Consider the following 14,177-nt stretch of genomic DNA (forward strand, 5'->3'; position numbering starts at 1 on the left):
ATGTTGCAAGGTCTCACAGGATGGCATTTCCTGATTATCCTCGCGGTCATCCTCCTGCTGTTCGGCGCCGCGAAGCTTCCCGCACTGGCCAAGAGCATGGGCCAGTCGGCTCGCGTCTTCAAGGGCGAGATGAAGGCCATGAAGGACGACGACCCGGCCGAGGGCAAGACGGAGTCGCTCGCCAGCCCCGCAAGCGAAGGGTCGGTCGCTCAGACCACCACCGACGCGAGCAGGGCTGCTGATAACAAGCCCTGACCTGCGCGTGGCCACCGCAGGACCATCGCGCATCGCCGATCCCGGCGAACCCCGGCGTGAGAAGCGCATGTCGCTGGGGCAGCATCTGGTCGAGCTCCGCAAACGCATCCTCCTCGCCGCGCTCGCCCTGATCGTCGGCATGGTCGTGGCGTTCTTCATCACGGATGCCGTCATCTACCTGATCACCGTTCCCATTCGCGAGATCGCCGAGACCGAGGGTGATGCGGCCAAGGTCGAGCTGATGTTCAGCACGGTGACGTCCGCGTTCGACCTGCGCCTGCGGATGTCGTTCGCGATCGGACTCCTCATCTCGGCACCCGTATGGCTCTGGCAGATCTGGGCGTTCATCATGCCCGGACTGACCCGCAAGGAGATCCGCTACACGGTCGGCTTCGTCGCGGCCGCGGTGCCCCTGTTCTTCGCCGGGTGTTACGTCGGTCTCATGGTGATGCCGCACATCGTCGAGCTGATGGCCTCGTTCGTTCCCGATGGCGGCGCGTCGTTCTTCGATGCCTCGTACTATTACGACTTCGTTTTCAAGCTGCTCATCGTCGTGGGTGTCTCGTTCGTCCTGCCGGTCTTCCTGGTCGCGCTCAACCTCGCCGGGGTCATGAGCGGTCGCGCGATCCTCAAGGGCTGGCGCGTGGCGGTACTGGTGGCCGTCGTGTTCGCCGCCGTGGCCACCCCCGCCGCGGACGTGGTGAGCATGCTCCTGCTCGCCGGGATGCTGGTCGTGCTGTTCTTCGCCGCTGCCGCGGTCTCGATGCTCTTCGACCGGCGACGCACGAAGCGCGAAGCGACCCTGCTGCCGCCCGAGGCTCTCGCGTGACCGAACCGAGCCCGTCCGAAAGATACGCACGCGCGGCGAGGGAGCGGGATCACCCGATCACGGCGCAGTTCGCGGCATCCCAGCGGTTCGAGCTCGACCCCTTCCAGATCGCCGGATGCCAGGCGCTGGAGGACGGCCGCAGCGTCCTTGTGGCCGCGCCCACGGGTGCCGGCAAGACGATCGTCGGCGAATTCGCGATCCACCTCGCGATGCGCGAGGTGCCGGTCGACGGCCACGGCGACAAGGCGTTCTACACGACGCCGATCAAGGCGCTCTCGAACCAGAAGTTCCGCGAACTGCAAGAGGTGTACGGCGTCGACGAGGTCGGCCTGCTCACCGGCGACACCAACATCAACGGCAATGCCCGCATCGTCGTCATGACGACCGAAGTGCTGCGCAACATGCTCTACGCCGACTCCGGAGCGCTGCGCGGTCTGAAGTATGTCGTGATGGACGAGGTCCACTACCTCGCCGACCGCTTCCGCGGGGCCGTCTGGGAGGAGATCATCATCCACCTGCCGCCGGCGGTGCGGCTGATCTCCCTCAGCGCGACGGTCTCGAACGCGGAGGAGTTCGGCGACTGGCTGGACACCGTGCGCGGCGACACCGAGGTGATCGTCTCGGAGATCCGCCCCGTGCCGCTCGAGCAGCACGTGCTGGTGCGCGGCGATCTGCTCCCGCTCTTCGACGACCGCGCCGGGATCGCCACGGCGCAGGTGAACCAGGAGCTCATGCGCATCCGGTCCTTCAAGGGGCCGAACTTCGAGAACAATCGGCGCGCGTCTGCAAGCCGGGGGTCTGGGGAGGAGCCCCAGTGGGGGCGCGCGTCAGCAAGCCGGGGGTCTGGGGCGGAGCCCCAGTGGGGACGGGCGCAGGGGATGCGCAGCGCCTCCGCGCGCGACGGCGGGCGCTACGAGGGCGGCGGGCGCCACCAGAGCGCGGGCAGGCGCCCGCACAAGGGCGGACAGCGCCCCGTGCGCTCGGCGAACGTTCAGCGCATCGAGCGGCTGGATCGCCCCGACGTCGTCAAGCTGCTGCAGCGCTCGAACCTGCTGCCGGCGATCTTCTTCATCTTCAGCCGCGTCGGGTGCGATGCGGCGGTGCAGCAGGTGCGGCGCTCCGGTGTCCGACTTACGAGCCCCGAGGAGCGCACTGAGATCCGCGCCATCGTCGAGGAGCGCACACGCACCCTGCTGGATGAGGACCTGGCCGTGCTGGGCTATTGGGAGTGGCTGGACAACCTCGAGCGCGGTATCGCGTCACACCACGCCGGACTGCTGCCGGCGTTCAAAGAGGTCGTCGAGGACCTCTTCCGTCGCAAGCTCGTCAAGGTGGTGTTCGCCACCGAGACGCTTGCCCTCGGGATCAACATGCCGGCCCGGACGGTCGTCCTCGAGAAGCTCGAGAAGTTCAACGGTGAGGCCCGCGTCGCGATCACGTCGGGAGAATACACGCAGCTGACCGGTCGCGCCGGGCGCCGCGGCATCGACGTCGAGGGACACGCGGTCATCCAATGGACCGAGGGTCTGGATCCCCAGCAGGTGGCTGCGCTGGCGTCGCGACGCACGTACCCGCTGAACTCCAGCTTCCGCCCGACCTACAACATGGCGGTCAATCTCATCGACCAGTTCGGAAGGGCCCGGGCGCGCGAGATCCTCGAATCGTCGTTCGCTCAATTCCAGGCCGATCGTGCCGTGGTGGGCCTTGCCCGCAAGGTGCGGGAGTCGGAGGAGACACTCGCCGGCTACCAGAAGGCCATGACCTGCGATCGTGGTGATTTCACCGAGTACTCGGGCATCCGCCGCGAGCTCAGTGATCTGGAGCGACTCAACCGCAAGGATGCGAACGCCTCGCGCGCGGCACGCGACGCCCGGCAGCGTGAGGTCGGCGAGCTTCGCCGGCGCATGCAGCGGCATCCGTGCCATCAGTGCCCCGATCGCGAGCATCACGCGCGCTGGGCGGAACGCTATTGGAAGCTCCGGCGCACGGTCGACAAGATGCGGCAGCAGATCGAGACCCGCACCGGCACGGTCGCGCGCATCTTCGACCGCGTCGTGGACGTGCTCAGCGAGCTCGACTACGTCGAGGTCACCGCGGACGGGTCCACCGTGCTGACCGCTGCGGGGCGCACGATGCGTCGGATCTACGGCGAACGCGACCTGCTGATCGCAGAATCACTGCGCAGCGGCATCTGGCGGGATCTGGATGCCGCGTCCCTCGCCACGCTCGCCTGCTGTCTCGTCTACGAGCCGCGCCGCGATGAGACCGGGACAGGGGAGCGGGGTCTGCCGAGAGGCGGCTTCCGCGCTGCACTGTCGGCCACGCAGAACCTCTGGCAGCGCCTGGAGGATCTGGAGCAGGACCATCACCTTCCCGGCACCGAGGCCGTTGCGACCGGGCTCGCCGAGGCGATGTACTCCTGGGCTCGGGGGATGCCGCTGGAGCGCGTCCTGATCGAAGCGGACATGGCCGCGGGCGACTTCGTCCGGTGGGCGAAGCAGACCATCGACCTGCTCGATCAGCTCTCCCTCGTCGCCGACGCGCCGATCGCCACGACCGCGCGCAGAGCCCTCGACGCCGTGCGGCGAGGCATCGTCGCCTATAGCGCGGTCTGAGCCGCCGATGTCCCGCGCAGCCGCTCCGCGACCGATCCTGCCCCTGTGGGCCGCGGTTCTCGCGTCCCTCGCGGGCGGACTCCTCCTCACCCTCGCCTTCCCCGCCCTCGGGTGGTGGCCGATGGCCTTCCCGGCCGTCGTGCTCGCCCTGATCAGTCTGGTGGGACGCAGCATCGGGGCGGCCGCGCTCGTGGGCTTCGTCTTCGGTGCCGCCTTCTTCCTGGTCAACCTCTTCTTCACCGCCCGCTATCTGGGCCCGGTGCCCTGGATCGCGCTGTCCATGCTGGAAACGGCGCTCACCGCCGTGGGGGCCATCCCGATCGCACTGGCCTATCGCTGGATCCCGCGGGTTCTGCCCGGCCTCACCGGTCGGCTGCTCGTGCTTCCGCTGGTGGTGGCGGGGCTGTGGACGCTGCGTGAGCAGATTGTGGGCTCGTGGCCATATGGCGGCTTCCCGTGGGGTCGCATCGGCATCACCCAGGCTGGCAGCCCACTGGCGCACCTGGCGTCCTGGGTCGGTGTCTCCGGCTTGACGTTCCTGATGGTGCTGCTCTGCGCCGCGTCGATCGAGTACGTGCGTGTCGCGCGATTCCGCCGTCCGCTCACCGTGCTGCCCACGGCCATCGTCGCGGTGCTGCTCGTGCTCGTTCCACAGTTCCCGACCACTCCCGCCGGCACGCTGCGTGTCGGCGCCGTGCAGGGCAACGGCCCCGCGGGATACTTCGATGCGCGTACGCCGAACGCGGTGCTGCGCGCACAGTTGGCGGCCACCGCGCCGCTCCTGGACGAGGACATGGACGTCCTGCTCTGGCCGGAGGGAGGGGTCGACTCCGATCCGACGAGCAACGCCGAGACGGCAGCGGTCCTGGACTCGCTGGCAGAGCGCATCGGTGCGCCGCTCCTGGTCAGCGCGGTGACCGCTCGCGACGACGAATACTTCAACTCCGCGCTGCTGTGGCGGGCGCACGAGGGCGCCGTGCAGACGTACGACAAGCGGCATCCGGTCCCGTTCGGCGAGTATGTGCCGGACCGCGCCTTCTTCGAACCGTTCGCGCCCGATCTGATCGGGCTGATCCAGCGCGAGTACACGCCCGGCACGAGTGCGCCGTTCTTCGACATCGACGGAGTGGGCGTGGGCCTTGCGATCTGCTTCGACGTGATCTACGACGACGTCATCTGGGACGGCGCCCACGCCGGCGCGCAGATCTACATGTTCCAGACCAACAACGCAGACTTCCGAGGCACGGACGAGAACCTTCAGCAGCTGGCCTTCGCCCGCATGCGCGCGATCGAGACCGGCCGGTCTGTGGTGAACCTCTCGACGGTGGGCACGAGTCAGGTCATCGCGCCGGACGGGTCGACGATCGACGGACTCGCGGCCGACGAGGCCGGACACATGCTCAGCGACGTCCCGCTGCGGACGGGCCTCACCCCCGCCGTGATCGTGGGGGAGTGGGTCAAGAGCATCCTCGGGTGGGGAAGTCTTCTCGCCCTGATCGGCGCCGGTGTGCTCGCGGGGCGGGTCACGCGCGATCGCAACGGACCGGGTGGGGACACGAAAACGCCGGCCCCCGAAGGGACCGGCGTTCCGCGTTGACGATCAGGCGCTGAGCTTGCCGGCGGTGACGTCCTCGCCGGCGCCGCGGCGGGCGCGGACGAAGGCGAGACGTTCCTCAAGCAGCTCCTCCAGCTCGGGGATGCTGCGACGCTCCAGCAGCATGTCCCAGTGGGTGCGCGGGACCTTGTCCTCGCTGTGGTCGACGGTCGCGGTGCCGTCGCCGATGCGGAGCAGGGCCTCGGCGCCGCAGATGCGGCATTCCCAGGCCTCGGGGACCTCTGCGTCGACCGCGAAGGTCAGTGTGGTGTCGCGTGCACAGGCCGTGCACTGATAGATGTGTTGTGCGCGTTCATGGAACACGACGCCCTCTTCGCTCTGTAAGCTCTGGGCGCCGAGTCGTATGCCGCGTAAGCTGCGGTCTGCCATTGTGTGGTCCTCTCGTCGCTGTATAGGTATAGCGCTGTGACCTGAGCGGATCATCCGAACCGAGCCCCTCCCAGCGTCATTCACAGACGATGCTCAGGGCAGGTTGCTCAGGGGGTGGGTGGTGGGGGATTTCCGCCCTGGAGGACCTCCAGGGCGATGTCTGCGCGGTCGGTGACGAGGCCGTCCACGCCCATCGAAACGAGTCTGCGCATGTCGCGCGGGTCGTTGACAGTCCAGACGTGGACCTCGACGTTCTGGCGGTGCGCCGCGGCGATCAGCCGCGGCGTCACGATGCGCAACGATCGGTACCGCTCGGGCACCTGCAGCGCATCCACACTCGCCAGCGCTCGGGCCACGAGCCGCGACGAGTGCGACGCCAGTGCACCGAGAACACGCCCGATCGTCGCGCTCCCGGCCGAGGTGGCAGGGCGCATGCCGGGCGCCGCGGACTCGGCCGCGGCCAGCGCGGTGCGGCGGCGCAGGTCGGAGAAGCTCGTCAGAAGCACCCGGTCCGCGTGCGGTGCCACGATCCGACCGACTTCAGGGGCGGCATCCTTCGCCTTCACGTCGAGGTTGAAACGCGTGCGGGGGAACGAATCCAGCGCCTGCTCGAGGGTGATCAGGCCACCGCGGTCGGCCAGGAGGGATTCGAGCTCGCCGAGGGTCACGTCTGCGACCTTGCGCGGGTCGTCCGCGACGCGGGACAGGTCGTCGTCGTGGAACAGCACGACCGTGCCGTCGACGGTGAGATGACAGTCGGACTCGATGTACTCAGCTCCTGCCGCGTGCGCGGCCGCGACGGCCGCAAAAGAATTCTCGACCACGCCGTGAGCCACGTCCTCCGCAGTCAGAAGACCCCGGTGGGCGAGCACCCGCGGTCGTGCGGTGCCCATGAACCAACCGTGCGTCACGTCGACGGCGGCCCGGCGGGTTCCTGTGTGGCAGCGGGTCGTTTGCCGGCTTCGACGACGCTCCCGGCGAAGGCGGTGCTCATGCCTTTGAGAGCCTCGGTGAACTCGCTCGGGATGATCCAGAGCTTGCTGGATGCGCTGTCTGCGATCTTCGGAAGCGTCTGCAGGTACTGGTAGGCGAGCAGTTTCTCGTCCGGGTTTCCCAAGTGGATCGCGCTGAAGACGGTCTGGATCGCTTCCGCCTCGCCCTGGGCGCGCAGAACGGCCGCCTGCTTGTCGCCCTCGGCGCGGAGGATCTCCGCCTGTCGGGCGCCTTCCGCGGTGAGGATCGCCGACTGCTTCGTACCCTCTGCGGTCAGGATGAGGGCGCGACGGTCACGCTCGGCGCGCATCTGCTTCTCCATCGAGTCCTGGATGCTCACCGGCGGGTCGATGGCCTTCAGCTCGACTCGTCCGACGCGGATGCCCCACTTTCCGGTGGCCTCGTCCAAGACGATCCGCAGCTGACCGTTGATCTCGTCGCGGCTGGTCAGCGCCTCCTCCAGGTTGAGGCCACCGACCACGTTGCGGAGAGTGGTGGTCGTCAGCTGCTCGACGGCGCCGAGGTAATTGCGGATCTCGTAGGTCGCCGCCCGCGGGTCGGTGACCTGGAAGTAGATGACCGTATCGATCGAGACGACCAGGTTGTCCTCGGTGATCACCGGCTGCGGCGGGAACGACACCACCTGCTCGCGCATGTCGATGAGCGGGCGGACCCGATCGATGAACGGGACCAGGATGTTCAGACCCGGCAGAAGCGTCTTGTGATACCGCCCGAGGCGCTCGACGACGCCGGCCGTGGCCTGCGGGATGATCCGGATGGACCGGACGATGACGACCAGTACGAAGATGAAAACCGCGATGGCCAGCAGCCAGCCGATGGCCGTCGGGATGAAACTCTCGGGGGTCATGCGGTGGGTTCCTCTTCCTGGGGTCGGACGTAGGCGGTGGCGCCGTCGATGCGGCTGACGCGGATGACGGTGCCCGGCTCCAGCTCGGCTCCGCGATCGGGGCGGGCGGTCCACGTGTCGCCGTTGGCGAGTTTCACCTGGCCGCCGTGCGGCGTCACCGTCGACAGCACGCGTCCGCTCAAGCCGACGAGCGCGGCGACGTTGGTCGGAGTGGGATCCTCGCCACGCCGCAGCCGGCGCAGCAGCGGGGGACGCAGCAGCAGGACGAGCACCGCAGCGACGACCGCGGCGATGATGACCTGGAGCCACACCGGCGCGCCGATCAGGTCTGAGCCGAGGCCCGCGATGCCGCCGATGCTCAGCATCAGGAACGTGAAATCGAGGGTCAGCATCTCGATCACGAGGAAGACCAGGATCAGGACGAGCCACCCGATCCAGGCGAATTGTTCGATGGTCTGGATGAACTCCACGGCGTGCCTCCTGTGGCTCGAACCTATCACGCGGGCCCCGCCGAGGGCCGGTCAGACGCCGCCCGCCGAGCCCCGTTGGTAGGGTCGAGGGGCGCCCGCGCACCGCGCGCGGAGGCCGCGGCATCCGCCCGATCAGCGCTTCGCACCACTCCTGGAGTCTCCCGTGACCGACCCCCTCATCCCTCTTGCCCCCGGCTCGCTGAGCGGAAAGACAGCACTTGTCACCGGCTCGTCCCGAGGCATCGGCGCTGACACCGTCCAGTACTTCGCGCAGGCCGGCGCGAACGTCGTCATCAACTTCCGCAACAAGGCGCCCCGGGCCGAGAAGCTGGCTGCGCAGCTGCGCGAGTCGGGCGTCGAGGTTCTCGTGGTCGGGGCTGACCTGACCGACGCCGAGTCGGTCCAGGCGATGCTCTCCGAGGTCGAGCGGGCCTTCGGCTCGCTGGACATCCTCGTCCTGAACGCATCCGGCGGCATGGAGTCCGGCATGGGGGAGGAGTACGCCCTTCAGCTCAACCGCGACGCGCAGGTGAGAGTGCTGGATGCCGCCCTGCCGCTCCTGGCAGACGGGTCCCGTGTCGTGTTCGTCACGAGCCATCAGGCGCACTTCATCCGCACGACGCCCACGATGCCCGAGTACGTCCCGGTCGCGCTGTCCAAGCGCGCCGGAGAGGACGCTCTGCGTGAGCGCATCCCCGAGCTGACCGACCGCGGGATCGGATTCGTCGTCGTCTCGGGCGACATGATCGAGGGCACCATCACGGCGACGCTGCTGGAGCGGGCCAACCCGGGCGCGATCGCGTCGCGTCGCGAGTCCGCCGGCAAGCTGTACAACGTGGGCGAGTTCGCGGCCGAGGTCGCTCTGGCCGCGGTCGATCCGATCCCGCAGACGCACACGCGCCTGGTCGGCGACACGAGCTCGTTCGCGGGGGAGTGATCATGCGCCCCGCAGACATCGAGAAGCTCATCTCGGTCGGTCGGCCCGACATCGCCCCCGACGGCTCGTTCGCCGTCTTCGCGACCTCGCGGCCCGACCTGACCGCCAACCGCGCCGTCGGTCAGCTGTGGCGCGTCGATCTGCCGGAGGGCGCCGCGAGCCGCATCACGCGCGGCACCGCGGACACCTCACCGCGACTCTCGCCGGACGGGACGCGGATCGCGTTCCTCCGTGGTGACGGCGCAAGCAAGCCGCAGGTGCACGTGGTGGATGCCCGGGGCGGTGAACCCGTGCAGGCGACCGACGCCCCCCTCGGCGTGGACTCCTTCGACTGGTCCGAGGACGGCGCCACCCTCGCCTTCACCGCGCGCATCCCGGAGCGGGGGCGATACGGAAGCGTGGAGGGGCTGGAGTCCTCAGCCGAGGCGCCCCGGCGCGTCACGGGCGTGCGGTGGCACTCCAATGGTCTCGGCTACCTCGCCGACCGACCCGCGCAGCTGTTCGTCGTCCCGGTGCCGGCCGTCGATGCGGAGCCTCTCTACGATCCGGCACCCGCCGTGCTGCCCGACGGTACGGAACCGCCGAAGAAGAGGGTCGTCGTCGCCGAGGCCGTCCGGCTCACGGAGGGCGCGGCATCCCGAACCGGCGCAGTCTTCCGTGGCGACGAGGTGCTGACGGTGCTGGACGAGATCGAGGACGACCATCCCGATCTGCGCTCCCGCCTGGTGGCCGTGCGCACCGACGGCTCGGGGGAGCGGGAGCTGATCGGCCGGTCGGCCGGGCTCTCGATCTCCGAGGTCGCGGTCGCCGCCGACGGGACGATCGCCCTGCTCGCGGCCGATGTCGGAGACTCGGGACTCGATTTCGTCGGAGCAGCAACAGGACTGTGGCTGGTCGAGCACGAGGGCCCGCGACGGGTGACGGATGCCGAGACGATCGATCTCGGCGAGGTGGGCAGCTCCATCACCGCGGTGGGGAAGGAATTCCTCGTTCAGGACCGCGCGCGAGGTCGCCTCCGTCTGCTGCGCGTGACCCGCGACGGCGAGCTCACCGAGGTGCTCGGCGGTGACGTCGAGGTCGGCGGCTCGGCCGCCGCGGGGGAGCGGGTCGTGGCATCCGTCGCCGATCCCGGATCACTGGGAGAGCTGGTCCTGGTGGAGGACGGACGCACGCGTGCACTGACCTCCTTCGGCGGTGGAGTGCCGATCGTGACGCCGCGCGAACTCACGATTCCCGGTCGTGACGGATACCCGATCCACGGCTGGGTCGCGCAGCCCGCGGGGGAGGGACCGTTTCCGGTCCTCCTGCAGATCCACGGCGGACCGTATGCTGCGTACGGCATACACCTCTTCGATGAGACGCAGGTGCTGGTGGATGCCGGATACGCGGTCGTCTACTGCAATCCACGGGGTTCCGCCGGCTACGGGCGCGAGCACGGCCGCAGCATCCGGGGCGCCATGGGCACCGTCGACTTCTTCGACGTCGTCGACTTCCTCGACGGAGCCGTCGCGCAGGACGCCCGCCTCGACGGCGAACGAGTCGGCATCATGGGCGGTTCGTACGGCGGCTACCTCACCGCCTGGGTCATCGCCCACGACCATCGGTTCGCCGCGGCGATCGTCGAACGCGGATTCCTCGACCCCGCCTCCTTCCAGGGGACCAGTGACATCGGTTCGTTCTTCGGAGACGAATACGTCGGCACCGACCCCGAGGCCATCGCCCGCCAGAGCCCTCTGGCGGTCGTGGGCCAGGTGGCGACGCCCACCCTCGTCATCCACTCCGAACTGGATTTCCGCTGCCCGCTCGAACAGGCGACGAGGTACTACTCGGCGCTGAAGCGGCAGGGGACGGACGCCGAACTGCTGGTGTTCCCCGGCGAGAATCACGAGCTCACCCGTGCCGGGCAGCCGCGGCACCGCATCGAGCGCTTCGAGGCCGTGCTGGAGTGGTGGCGGCGCAAGCTGCCGACTTCCTGAAGGCGGCAACGGCCAGCACGAAGGAGCGCGCCCCCGGGAAGATCCGGGGGCGCGCTCCTCGTGGTGTGGGACTAGATGTCTTTGTTGGAGAAGGTGAAGGCCCGGATGATCTGGATGATGCCGAGCACGATGAGCGAGATGCCCAACAGCCACCACAGCACCAGCGCGCCCCAGATGGGGGAGAAGAACAGCACGATGCCGGCGATGATGCTGATGATCGCGAAGAAGACCGTCCAGCCCTTCGAGGCCGCCTGGTTCAGCGTGGAGAGCGCCACGACGCCCTCGACGATCCACAGGATGCCGACGAGGAATCCGAGGAACAGTGCGAGCCACGCGGTTGCCGCCCCCAGGTTCAGGAACGCGACGATGCCGGCGATGATGAACAGGATGCCGAGAGCGATGTGGCCGACGCGCGACCAGCCGCCCTTGGTCTTGGAGAAGATCCCGAGCCCGGCGTACACGAGGCCGGCCGCGATGGCGTAGATCGCGATGATCGCCGTGACGACCATCGCCGTCTTGTCCGGCCAGGCGAGGATGAGGATTCCGATGATGACGGAGAGAACGCCGCCGATTCCGAGGGCGGTGCGAATGCCGTTGACGGCGGATTTCTCCGCTGCGTATTCGGTAGACATGAGTCGTCCCTTTCTGGGAGTTACCTGTGAGGTGCGGTCCACAGCATAGACCCGGCAGGCGCGCTCGCACAGACCGGCGCGCTGCGGCGTGTCCATCTCATGAGTCGTCCGGGTCGGCGACCGCCCCGCGGTTCGCGCCCAGAGAACGGCCCGCATGAGCATTTGCCGATAATGCACATTATGTCAACTCAGACAGATTCGGACCGCGTCGCAACTGCGCTCACTGCCCCGTCGTGGTCTCGGCCAGCCAGTCGAGGGTCTTCGTCAGCGCCTCCTGCGCTTCGGGCAGGTCGAGATGGAACTGGTACTCGTGGGCCAGCTGCGGTTCGTGCGGCGCCGGCCAGAACAGTTCCGTCACCGGGACTCCGAGCTCATCCAGGCGCTGAGCCAGCGGAATCGACTGCAGCCAGGTCAGGCCGTCGCCGTTGCCGCCACTGATGTAGGTCTTCGGGAAGTCCGCGTTGACGAACTCGATGGTCGACATGGTGGCCCCGGACGACAGCTCGGACCAGTCCTTGCTCCCGGTGTACGCCCACAGTGCGATCTTGAGGCCCCAGGCCGGCAGACCCTGCAGCTCGGCCATCGCCCTCAGATCGTAGACACCGCAGTTGAGGATGATGCCGACGAGTTGATCCGATGACAGGGCCGGCTCGACGTCGAGCAGGGCCGCGTACCGAGGATTGGTGATGGCGGTCGCGAGCTGGCTGGCCAACTGCGCACCGGCCGAGTCCCCCGCCAGCACGATCTGCGTCGCGTCGACGTTCAGCTCGTCCGCATTTTCGCGGATGTACGCGAGTGCCTGATTGAGCTGTGTGATCGCCGTCGGATAGGTCGCCTCGGGACCGAGGCTGTAGTTCACCCCGATCGTCGTGTACCCGTGCGTCGCGAGGATACGCAGATACGGATCGACGTTCTCCTTCGACCCGGCGATCCACGCCCCGCCGTGGACCCAGACCACGGTGGGCCGGACCTCCCCCGCGTCCGCCTGCGTGAACACATCGAGCATCGTCGCTTCGCCGTCGTCACCGTACTGGACATCGAGCGTCGCGTTCAGCTCCGCATCCGGGACGTACTTGGCCATCTCCTGTGCCGTCGCCGTGCCGCCGCTCTCGAAGACGGAGCGGATCAGCATCGCCGAGGGCCACGGGGTGACCGACGTGACGATCCCCGCCACCAGCAGGACGCCCACGATCGGTCCGAGGACGAGCCAGAGTCGCCGTCGCCGTCGGTGTCGCTTCTCGCCGGATTCGACCTGGTCTTCGGCGAGAGCGTTCGTCATGACCTCAGTGTGGCAGGACTGCGAGGGGTCGCCCGACCACAGCGAAGAGCCCGGAGCGGGGCGAAGTCGCCGCCGATCCGGGCTCTCCGGTGAATCAGATCACATCGTCGGTCGAGCTGGTCGACTGACGGGTGACGCGCTCGTTGGCGGCCGGGTCGACCGCGGTGCGCGTGACGGTCTCGCTCGAGCGCTTGCGCATGAGCAGGATGATGCCGACGAGGAAGACCAGCACCCCTGCACCCATGAGGATGTACCCGATCAGGTCGAGGTTGATCCACTCCAGCTCGATGTTGACCGCGAACGCGAGGATCGCTCCGATGACGAAGAGGACGACTCCTGCTCCGATGCTCATGGCACTTCCTTTCCGATGGACGCGGCGCGTCTCAGCAATATCACCCTGGTCGCTCGTTTCCGGGGCGACAAGGGGTTGACACGCCGCTCCCCCATGGGTCAGGAGCGCAGTCCTGCGATCACCTTCGCCATGTCGTCGAGGAACGCGTTGTAGCCGGCGATCGTCGCGGCGACCTGCTCATCGGTGAAGTCGGAACGGTCTTGGCGGATGGTCAGGAGCGTGCCGCCGGCGACGGACTCCAGGTCGAAGATGACGGGGAGTCCGGAATCGTCGTCCGGTTGATCGGTGAGCGTCATCGCCACATGCGTGGGCGGATCGACCTCGACGTAGGTTCCCGACCAGTGGATGAGATTGCCGTCCGGTAGGTGCATGACAGCCCGGAACTGACCGCCCGGCCGCACGTCCATGGAAAGCGTCTCCTGAGGCACTTGCACTTCTGCGGTCCCGAACCACACCGCGAAGTGCTCGGGCTTGGTGAGCGCGTCGAAGACGAGCTCCCGCGGCGCGTCCAGGGTGCGAGTGACGGTGAAGTAGTCAGTCATGAGGGGTCTCCTTCTCGTAGGATTCGTGTCCGGATGCATCGGACGGCGGTTGGTCACCCAGCTGCTGCAGGGCGTTGAGATAGTCATCGAGTGCGCCGACACTGTCGGTCCAGAATCGGGCATAATCGCCGATCCAACGGGATGCCGCCGCCAGCGGGCGCGCGTTGAGCGTGGCCGGTCGGTACTGGGCGTCTCTCCCCCGGCTGACCAGCCCGGCGTGCTCGAGCACCCTGAGATGCTTCGACACGGCGGCGAACGTCATCGCGAACGGCGCCGCCAACTCCCCCACCGTGGCCGCACCGGTGGTGAGCCGCGAGAGGATCGCCCGCCGGGTGGGGTCAGCGAGGGCCGCGAACGTGCGACTGAGCTGATCTTCCGTCATCATTCCCCCCCCCTCATGTTCAACCGTTTGGTACAATACCAACAGGTTGAATGCGCGTCAAGG

Annotated in this window: 15 protein-coding genes; 6 read left to right on the top strand and 9 right to left on the bottom strand. The window is 68.0% G+C overall.

The features are described from left to right. From tatA to lnt, 4 genes are all read left to right on the top strand, one after another. Window positions 1-255: a twin-arginine translocase TatA/TatE family subunit gene (gene tatA / locus ABD655_RS08565; protein ID WP_344713199.1), complete on the top strand. Its 255-nt coding sequence runs from the start codon at window positions 1-3 to the stop codon at window positions 253-255. 67 nt (window positions 256-322) lie between these two features. After that, window positions 323-1,084, top strand: a complete 762-nt coding sequence (tatC, locus tag ABD655_RS08570; protein WP_344715758.1) for a twin-arginine translocase subunit TatC — start codon at window positions 323-325, stop codon at window positions 1,082-1,084. Continuing rightward, complete coding sequence (locus ABD655_RS08575; RefSeq protein WP_344713200.1) at window positions 1,081-3,699, top strand: DEAD/DEAH box helicase; 2,619 nt, start codon at window positions 1,081-1,083, stop codon at window positions 3,697-3,699. The genes tatC and ABD655_RS08575 overlap by 4 nt, the downstream gene beginning before the upstream one ends. 7 nt (window positions 3,700-3,706) lie before the next feature. Next, window positions 3,707-5,296 (top strand): apolipoprotein N-acyltransferase, encoded by a 1,590-nt coding sequence (gene lnt, locus ABD655_RS08580; protein WP_344713202.1) that lies wholly within the window; start codon window positions 3,707-3,709, stop codon window positions 5,294-5,296. Window positions 5,297-5,299: 3 nt separating this feature from the next. Here the strand turns inward: lnt and ABD655_RS08585 are convergent, their stop codons facing one another. The 4 genes from ABD655_RS08585 to ABD655_RS08600 all read right to left on the bottom strand — a co-directional run bounded on the left by ABD655_RS08585 (window position 5,300) and on the right by ABD655_RS08600 (window position 8,014). Beyond that, window positions 5,300-5,683 carry an RNA polymerase-binding protein RbpA gene (locus ABD655_RS08585; RefSeq protein WP_344713204.1) on the bottom strand — a complete coding sequence of 128 codons (384 nt, stop codon included), beginning with the start codon at window positions 5,681-5,683 and terminating at the stop codon, window positions 5,300-5,302. Between the two features lie 107 nt (window positions 5,684-5,790). Next, window positions 5,791-6,594, bottom strand: a complete 804-nt coding sequence (locus tag ABD655_RS08590) for a glycerophosphodiester phosphodiesterase family protein (RefSeq protein WP_344713206.1) — start codon at window positions 6,592-6,594, stop codon at window positions 5,791-5,793. Next, window positions 6,591-7,544: an SPFH domain-containing protein gene (locus ABD655_RS08595; protein WP_344713209.1), complete on the bottom strand. Its 954-nt coding sequence runs from the start codon at window positions 7,542-7,544 to the stop codon at window positions 6,591-6,593. The genes ABD655_RS08590 and ABD655_RS08595 overlap by 4 nt, the downstream gene beginning before the upstream one ends. Further along, window positions 7,541-8,014 (bottom strand): NfeD family protein, encoded by a 474-nt coding sequence (locus ABD655_RS08600; RefSeq protein WP_344713211.1) that lies wholly within the window; start codon window positions 8,012-8,014, stop codon window positions 7,541-7,543. Before ABD655_RS08600 ends, ABD655_RS08595 begins: the two co-directional genes overlap by 4 nt. Window positions 8,015-8,177: 163 nt before the next feature. Between ABD655_RS08600 and ABD655_RS08605 the strand changes: the two genes are divergently transcribed. Together ABD655_RS08605 and ABD655_RS08610 are read left to right on the top strand one after the other, a co-directional pair. Continuing rightward, window positions 8,178-8,951 (top strand): SDR family oxidoreductase, encoded by a 774-nt coding sequence (locus tag ABD655_RS08605; protein ID WP_344713212.1) that lies wholly within the window; start codon window positions 8,178-8,180, stop codon window positions 8,949-8,951. A 2-nt stretch (window positions 8,952-8,953) separates the two neighbouring features. Next, window positions 8,954-10,927: a S9 family peptidase gene (locus ABD655_RS08610; RefSeq protein WP_344713214.1), complete on the top strand. Its 1,974-nt coding sequence runs from the start codon at window positions 8,954-8,956 to the stop codon at window positions 10,925-10,927. 71 nt (window positions 10,928-10,998) lie between these two features. On the opposite strand, the gene ABD655_RS08615 is transcribed toward ABD655_RS08610, so the two are convergent. The 5 genes from ABD655_RS08615 to ABD655_RS08635 form a co-directional block, all read right to left on the bottom strand. Next, window positions 10,999-11,559, bottom strand: coding sequence for an HdeD family acid-resistance protein (locus ABD655_RS08615; RefSeq protein ID WP_344713216.1), 561 nt, complete (start codon window positions 11,557-11,559; stop codon window positions 10,999-11,001). 220 nt (window positions 11,560-11,779) lie between these two features. Beyond that, a complete protein-coding gene (locus tag ABD655_RS08620) occupies window positions 11,780-12,838 on the bottom strand; it encodes an alpha/beta hydrolase (RefSeq protein ID WP_344713218.1) in 1,059 nt (352 codons plus the stop codon). A 94-nt stretch (window positions 12,839-12,932) separates the two neighbouring features. Then, on the bottom strand, window positions 12,933-13,190 hold the full coding sequence (locus ABD655_RS08625; RefSeq protein WP_344713220.1) for a DUF6458 family protein: 258 nt from the start codon (window positions 13,188-13,190) through the stop codon (window positions 12,933-12,935). Between the two features lie 98 nt (window positions 13,191-13,288). Continuing rightward, window positions 13,289-13,732 (bottom strand): SRPBCC family protein, encoded by a 444-nt coding sequence (locus ABD655_RS08630; protein ID WP_344713222.1) that lies wholly within the window; start codon window positions 13,730-13,732, stop codon window positions 13,289-13,291. Beyond that, the gene (locus tag ABD655_RS08635) at window positions 13,725-14,117 is read right to left on the bottom strand and encodes an ArsR/SmtB family transcription factor (protein WP_378721449.1); all 393 of its coding nucleotides are present in this window, start codon (window positions 14,115-14,117) and stop codon (window positions 13,725-13,727) included. Before ABD655_RS08635 ends, ABD655_RS08630 begins: the two co-directional genes overlap by 8 nt. Window positions 14,118-14,177: the final 60 nt, after the last annotated feature.

Origin of the sequence: Microbacterium terregens (assembly GCF_039534975.1) — a bacterium.
Classification (GTDB): Bacteria; Actinomycetota; Actinomycetes; order Actinomycetales; family Microbacteriaceae; genus Microbacterium; species Microbacterium terregens.

Bases quoted from the DNA above. Each gene is read 5' to 3' on its own strand.
- tatA (WP_344713199.1), top strand. From the start codon at position 1: ATGTTGCAAGGTCTCACAGGATGGCATTTCCTGATTATCCTCGCGGTC.
- tatC (WP_344715758.1), top strand. From the start codon at position 323: ATGTCGCTGGGGCAGCATCTGGTCGAGCTCCGCAAACGCATCCTCCTC.
- lnt (WP_344713202.1), top strand. From the start codon at position 3,707: ATGTCCCGCGCAGCCGCTCCGCGACCGATCCTGCCCCTGTGGGCCGCG.
- ABD655_RS08585 (WP_344713204.1), bottom strand. From the start codon at position 5,683: ATGGCAGACCGCAGCTTACGCGGCATACGACTCGGCGCCCAGAGCTTA.
- ABD655_RS08595 (WP_344713209.1), bottom strand. From the start codon at position 7,544: ATGACCCCCGAGAGTTTCATCCCGACGGCCATCGGCTGGCTGCTGGCC.
- ABD655_RS08610 (WP_344713214.1), top strand. From the start codon at position 8,954: ATGCGCCCCGCAGACATCGAGAAGCTCATCTCGGTCGGTCGGCCCGAC.
- ABD655_RS08615 (WP_344713216.1), bottom strand. From the start codon at position 11,559: ATGTCTACCGAATACGCAGCGGAGAAATCCGCCGTCAACGGCATTCGC.
- ABD655_RS08620 (WP_344713218.1), bottom strand. From the start codon at position 12,838: ATGACGAACGCTCTCGCCGAAGACCAGGTCGAATCCGGCGAGAAGCGA.
- ABD655_RS08625 (WP_344713220.1), bottom strand. From the start codon at position 13,190: ATGAGCATCGGAGCAGGAGTCGTCCTCTTCGTCATCGGAGCGATCCTC.
- ABD655_RS08630 (WP_344713222.1), bottom strand. From the start codon at position 13,732: ATGACTGACTACTTCACCGTCACTCGCACCCTGGACGCGCCGCGGGAG.
- ABD655_RS08635 (WP_378721449.1), bottom strand. From the start codon at position 14,117: ATGATGACGGAAGATCAGCTCAGTCGCACGTTCGCGGCCCTCGCTGAC.